8 protein-coding genes are annotated in these 5132 nt (G+C 68.9%); 6 read left to right on the top strand and 2 right to left on the bottom strand.

Annotated elements, in window-relative coordinates; all coding sequences use genetic code 11:
* Positions 1–101 precede the first annotated feature (101 nt).
* Positions 102–506 carry a DUF1992 domain-containing protein gene (locus VF330_RS15460; RefSeq protein ID WP_330852284.1) on the top strand — a complete coding sequence of 135 codons (405 nt, stop codon included), beginning with the start codon at positions 102–104 and terminating at the stop codon, positions 504–506.
* A 5-nt stretch (positions 507–511) separates the two neighbouring features.
* Here VF330_RS15460 and VF330_RS15455 read toward each other — a convergent pair whose 3' ends face one another.
* Complete coding sequence (locus VF330_RS15455) at positions 512–1027, bottom strand: lytic polysaccharide monooxygenase auxiliary activity family 9 protein (RefSeq protein ID WP_330852283.1); 516 nt, start codon at positions 1025–1027, stop codon at positions 512–514.
* A gap of 280 nt (positions 1028–1307) precedes the next feature.
* Between VF330_RS15455 and VF330_RS15450 the strand changes: the two genes are divergently transcribed.
* Complete coding sequence (locus tag VF330_RS15450; protein ID WP_330852282.1) at positions 1308–2141, top strand: hypothetical protein; 834 nt, start codon at positions 1308–1310, stop codon at positions 2139–2141.
* 126 nt (positions 2142–2267) lie between these two features.
* Here the strand turns inward: VF330_RS15450 and VF330_RS15445 are convergent, their stop codons facing one another.
* On the bottom strand, positions 2268–2915 hold the full coding sequence (locus tag VF330_RS15445) for a DedA family protein (RefSeq protein ID WP_330852281.1): 648 nt from the start codon (positions 2913–2915) through the stop codon (positions 2268–2270).
* Positions 2916–2938: 23 nt separating this feature from the next.
* On the opposite strand from VF330_RS15445, the gene VF330_RS15440 reads away from it, so the two are divergent.
* The 4 genes from VF330_RS15440 to VF330_RS15425 all read left to right on the top strand — a co-directional run bounded on the left by VF330_RS15440 (position 2939) and on the right by VF330_RS15425 (position 5088).
* Positions 2939–3730, top strand: coding sequence for a cytochrome c biogenesis CcdA family protein (locus VF330_RS15440; RefSeq protein WP_330852280.1), 792 nt, complete (start codon positions 2939–2941; stop codon positions 3728–3730).
* Between the two features lie 8 nt (positions 3731–3738).
* Positions 3739–4212 carry a redoxin domain-containing protein gene (locus VF330_RS15435; RefSeq protein ID WP_330852279.1) on the top strand — a complete coding sequence of 158 codons (474 nt, stop codon included), beginning with the start codon at positions 3739–3741 and terminating at the stop codon, positions 4210–4212.
* A 130-nt stretch (positions 4213–4342) separates the two neighbouring features.
* Entirely contained in the window at positions 4343–4630 is a 288-nt protein-coding gene (locus tag VF330_RS15430) for an HPF/RaiA family ribosome-associated protein (protein WP_330852285.1), read from the top strand.
* Between the two features lie 107 nt (positions 4631–4737).
* Positions 4738–5088 (top strand): YciI family protein, encoded by a 351-nt coding sequence (locus tag VF330_RS15425; RefSeq protein WP_330852278.1) that lies wholly within the window; start codon positions 4738–4740, stop codon positions 5086–5088.
* Positions 5089–5132: the final 44 nt, after the last annotated feature.

The raw sequence follows: 5132 nt of genomic DNA, 5'->3' as shown, positions 1-5132 counted from the left end.
GCGTGGCCGGACGCCGAACTGACCCTCGTGGACGACAGCGGCCACAAGGGCAGCCCCGCGTTCGCGGAGGCGATGCGCTCCGCGGTCAGGAGGTTCTCCCCGTGACACAGCGGAAACCGCCCGGCGTGGGCTTCGAGTCGTGGATCGACAGGCAGATCCGCGAAGCCCAGGAACGGGGCGAGTTCGACAACCTGCCCAGCGCCGGCAAACCGCTCCCCGGCGCGGGCGAGCGGCTGGACGAGGACTGGTGGATCAAGCGGAAGGTCAGGGAGGAAGAGGGCACGGCAGGGTTGCCCCCTTCCCTGGCTCTGCGCAAGGAGGCCGAGACCGCCAGGGCACGCGCCCTGGCGGCCAGGACCGACGACGAGGCGCGCGCGATCATCGAGCAGATGAACGCGAAGATCCTCGACGCGCTGCGGAAACCGTTGTCCGGCCCGCCTTTGAACCTGATGCCGTTCGACGTCGACGAGCTGGTGCGTGAGCGGAAGGGGACCTCACGCGCCTAGGTTTCTCAGCTCGCGTTGATGTCGATGCAGGAGTAGAACGCGTTGGTCGTGTCGCTGATGTTCCACACGGCGAGGACCTTGTGCCGTCCGGCGGAACCCACGTTCACCGAGTGCGACACGGAGGACGGGGGCTGCTGGTTGTTGCCGGTGAAGGTCGCGACCTTGCGGCCGTCCACGAAGTAGTCGTAGTCCCGCGTGGCGTGACGCGCGGTGAACGTCCAGTTGAAGGTGACCGAGCGGCCGGTGCTGGTGACCCGCCACCCCTTGTTGTCGTTGCTGAGCTCGGAGAACCGCCCCACGTTGGCGTGGCAGCTCTGCAGGCCCTTGGGACCCTCGACCGACTGCGGTTCCCACGTGATGTCACCGCAGGAGATGGTCTTGGCGGCGCACTGCGCCTGACGGCTGGGCGGCGAGGAGATGTAGCCGTGCGCGAACGCCGTGCCGCTGGGGAGAGCCACGACGAGCAACGGTGCAGCGAGAACGCCGGCCATGGAGGCCGCAACCCTGCGTCCAATCTTCATCTGACTTCCTTTGCCTTGATGTGCGTGCATTGCGGACATCGCGGCGGCGACTGAAGGTCTAGACCATACCGCGCGTAATTGAGACGCCACAAGACGTGTCCGGCAGAACGGGCAGTGAAGTTCCCTGTCCGGCCGAACCTGCCGTCATGCAGGTTCCTTTGTGGCAAGCACTGTTTGGATCCGTAACAGATGAATGGACGCCATCGATCCGTCTCACGGCGCGGTCACGAGACCGGCGCCGCCAGCACGCTTCATCGCGACGGCAGATCGGAGCCCCCAGGTGACCAACGCACAGCCTGTGCAGAACTTCCAGGTGCAGGGCGGGAATTTCTGGATCGGCGGGAACGGCAGTCCCAAGACCGGGTTCATCACCATCGACAAGACGGTGACCGGCAAGCCCGGCACGCCGCCCATGCGCGAGGTCGGTGCCCAGATCGAGATCGCGTTCACCCCGGACCGCGGCGCCGTGCACAGGGAAATTCAGACCGTCAGCCTCGTTCAGGTCGTGCTCGACACCGTGCGGCTCGCGACGCTCGCCGGCGGTGCGGTGGTTCCGCGGCAGCACAACATCGGGTACGGCACGTTCGCGGTGCCGAACGGGCAACCGCACCAGGACTGGACCATCGACCAGGACGTCTTCGACAAGGCCGGCGCGGTCCGCAACCGCGACCCGCGCTACGCGCAGAACCGGCTCACCGACAAGGACAAGATCAGCACCGAGGACCCGAAGAAGGGCGTCCAGCAGACCGACGTCAGCTACCCCGGCTCCGGCGGCGGCAGACCGTCGCACGGCTTCTCCGTCGGACGCGGGACGGACGGCGGCTTCAAGGGCTCCGCTCTGCTGCGCGACCAGCCGACGGTCAAGTACGACCCGGCTGTCGACACCGCGGCCGGCGGCATGTCGTTCGAGATCGCCGCGCTCGCCGATCCCACCGCCCGTCAGCCGGCCCAGTGGCTGGGCTCGGTGACCTGGGGCTTCACCCTCGCCCCCGCCGGACCCGTCCTGGTGCCGATCGCGGTCGTGGCCGGCGGTCCGTCCCCGGCGTTCCTGGCCGCCGCGGCCCAGTGGAACGCCACCCCGGCCGGCGGCGCGCCGATGCTGCCCCTGCCCTGAACGTCACGGCCCTGAAAGTCACGGCCCTGAACGTCACCGCCCTGAACGGCGCTGACCCGGGACTCACTGCCCTGAGTCCCTGACGGCTCCGGGGATGGCCGAGAGGTCGTCCCCGGCAGTCGTGGCTCAGGCGGGTGTGACTTCCTCTTCGCTGCGGTCCTCGAGCTTCTCCGCGGCCTTCGCCAGCCGCCGCTTCACGATGAACACGCCGGCCACGCCCGCCACCACGGCGATCGCCAGGCCCGCGTACGAGAAGCCCTTCAGCCACTTCTCGGCCACCACGCCGAGGTAGTAGACGGCCGCGGTCGTGCCGCCCGCCCACGCGATGCCGCCCAGCGCGTTGGCCACCAGGAACTTGCCGTAGTTCATGTGCAGCGACCCGGCCAGCGGCCCGGCGAGAATGCGCAGCAGGGCGACGAAGCGGCCGAAGAACACGGCCCAGGCGCCGCGTTTCTGGAACACGCGGCGGGCGTGCTCGAGCTGCGTCTCGCCGAAGTGCTTGGGGAATTTGCGGCCCATCCACGTGAACAGCCGCGGGCCAGCCCGCCGGCCGATGAGATAGCCGAAGTTGTCGCCGATGATGGCGCCCGCGGTCGCCCACACACCGATCCACAACGGGCTCAGGTCGTCGTGCTGCGAAGCGAGCAAAGCGGCCGTGACCAGCACGATCTCGCCGGGGAGCGGGATGCCGAGCGACTCGAAGCCGATCACCACGCCGACGATCGCGTACACGAGCAGGGGTGGGATGGCTTCGAGCCACTGTTCGATCGGCACGCCGCAACTCTAGCCTCGACCCCGTGAACGAGCTCGCCCTCGCGGTCGTCGCCGGAATGGTCGCCACGGTCAACCCGTGCGGATTCGCCATGCTGCCCGCCTATTTGGCGCTGGTGGCGAAGGACAACCTCGCCAGGGCATTCCTGTCCGGTGTGGTGATGACGGCCGGATTCGTCACCTTTTTCGGGATTTTCGGCCTTCTCGTCACACCGGTGGCCGCGACGCTCAAGAGCTACCTGCCCGTCGTGACGGTCGTGGTCGGGCTGGTGATGGTCGTCGTCGGCGTGCTGCTCGTGCTGGGCAAGGACCTCTCCCTGCGGCTGCCGAAGCTCCAGGCGGCGCCGACGAGCCTCTGGTCGATGTACGGCTACGGCGTCGCGTTCGCCATCGCCTCCCTCTCGTGCGCCATCGGGCCGTTCCTCGCCGTGGTGGGCACATCGCTGCAGACCAGCGGGGTCGCGTTCCTCGCCTACGCGCTCGGCATGGGGCTCGTCGTCACGGCGCTCGCCGTCGCGGGGTCGGTGCTGGCGCCGTGGATCAGGAAGCTCCTGCCGCACGTGGGGCGCATCGGCGGTGTGGTGCTCGTGGCCGTCGGCGCCTACGTCACCTACTACGGCGTCTACGAGCTGCGGTTGTTCCTCGCCGACGGCAACGCGGCCGACCCGGTCGTGCGGGCGGCCGGACGGTTCCAGACGACGCTCGTGCAGGTCGTGTCGGCGGTCGGGCCGTGGCCGTTCGTGGTCGCGCTCGCCGTCGCGGGCGGGTGGTGGCTGAACCGCAGGAGGCGCAAGGCCGTAGGGCCTGACAGGAGGTGAGGAGCCGAATGCGCGTCCTCGGACTGCTGTTGGGGATCCTGCTGCTGGCCGGGTGTGCCGAGAAGGCACCGCCGCCGGAGAAGTTCCAGTTCACCGCGAAGACGCTCGACGGCGCGGAGTTCCGCGGCGACAAGCTCGTCGGGCAGCCCGCCGTGCTGTGGTTCTGGACGCCCTGGTGCCCGTCCTGCAACGCCGAGGCCCCGACGATCGCGAAGATGGCCAAGCGCCACGACAAGGTCCAGTTCGTCGGTGTCGCGGCGCAGGACCAGCTCGACGCGATGAAGAAGTTCGTCGCCGACCACGACATGGCGGGCTTCCCGAGCCTGGCCGACCTCGACGGGTCGGTGTGGAAGAGGTTCGGCGTGACCGCCCAGCCGACGTTCGCGTTCGTGCGGCCCGACGCCTCGGTGGAACTGCTCGTCGGCTCGCCCACGGAGGAAGACCTCGACACGAAGGTTTCCTCTTTGACGTCACAGGTTTGATCTTCCCGAACGCCGGGAAGAAGGACCCTGTGCCGTCGGGACCAACGCCTGGTTCGGCACTGCGCTCGTCTACGTAGTGTGGAACGGGCCGGACGACGCTGTCGTGCGGCCTTGAGGAGGCTAGGTGTCGATGGACTACATCCAGGTCTCGCTCGCGGAAGCGATTCCGGAGCAGGCTCGGGACTACGCGTCGGAGCGCATCGCCTCGCTGGACCGCTACGCCCCCGGCAGAGTCGACTTCGCCTGGGTGAACCTGACGGCGGACAAGACCGTGATCCACGCGCACGCCCGGTTCGACCTGAAGTGGGTGGAGGTGCAGGCGTACGCGGAGGCCGGCACCGTCACCGAGGTGGTCGACCTGCTCTGCGAACGCATGCGGCGCCAGCTCGTCTCGATGCAGCTGACCCCGGCGGGCTGATCCCCGCACCACCGGCCACCCGGATCCCGCCCCCCGGTCGGGATCCGGGTGTTCGTGCTGTCGAAAACGGGCCCGCCCGTTCGTACAGTCGGTGAAGGGAGACCACCATGACGCAGAAGTACCTGCTCAGCATCCACCAGCCCGACGGGGACACCCCTCCGCCCGAGGTCCTCGACCCGATCATGGCGAACCTGGCCGCGTTGAACGAGGAGATGCGGGCCGCGGGCGCCTGGGTGTTCGCCGTCGGACTGCACCCGCCGTCGACCGCGACCGTGCTCAGGGCGCAGGACGACGCCGTGCTGCTGACCGACGGGCCGTTCGCCGAGGGCAAGGAGCACGTCGGCGGCTTCACGGTGATCCAGGCCGAGGACCTCGACGAGGCGCTGGAGTGGGGACGCCGGCTGGCGACCGTGCTCAGCCCGCTGCCGGTCGAGGTCAGGCCGATCGCGTTCGCGTGATCGAGGAGGTCTTCCGCGCGGAGTACGGCCGCGCGGTGTCGGTC

It is taken from the genome of Lentzea sp. (assembly GCF_036380075.1).
Classification (GTDB): domain Bacteria; phylum Actinomycetota; class Actinomycetes; order Mycobacteriales; family Pseudonocardiaceae; genus Lentzea.
Note: the sequence above shows the minus strand (reverse complement) of the source record. Positions and strands in the feature narration are given on the sequence as shown.

Excerpts from the sequence above, each read along its gene's own strand:
- VF330_RS15435 (WP_330852279.1), top strand. The coding sequence starts at position 3,739 with ATGCGCGTCCTCGGACTGCTGTTGGGGATCCTGCTGCTGGCCGGGTGT.
- VF330_RS15425 (WP_330852278.1), top strand. The coding sequence starts at position 4,738 with ATGACGCAGAAGTACCTGCTCAGCATCCACCAGCCCGACGGGGACACC.
- VF330_RS15455 (WP_330852283.1), bottom strand. The coding sequence starts at position 1,027 with ATGAAGATTGGACGCAGGGTTGCGGCCTCCATGGCCGGCGTTCTCGCT.
- VF330_RS15430 (WP_330852285.1), top strand. The coding sequence starts at position 4,343 with ATGGACTACATCCAGGTCTCGCTCGCGGAAGCGATTCCGGAGCAGGCT.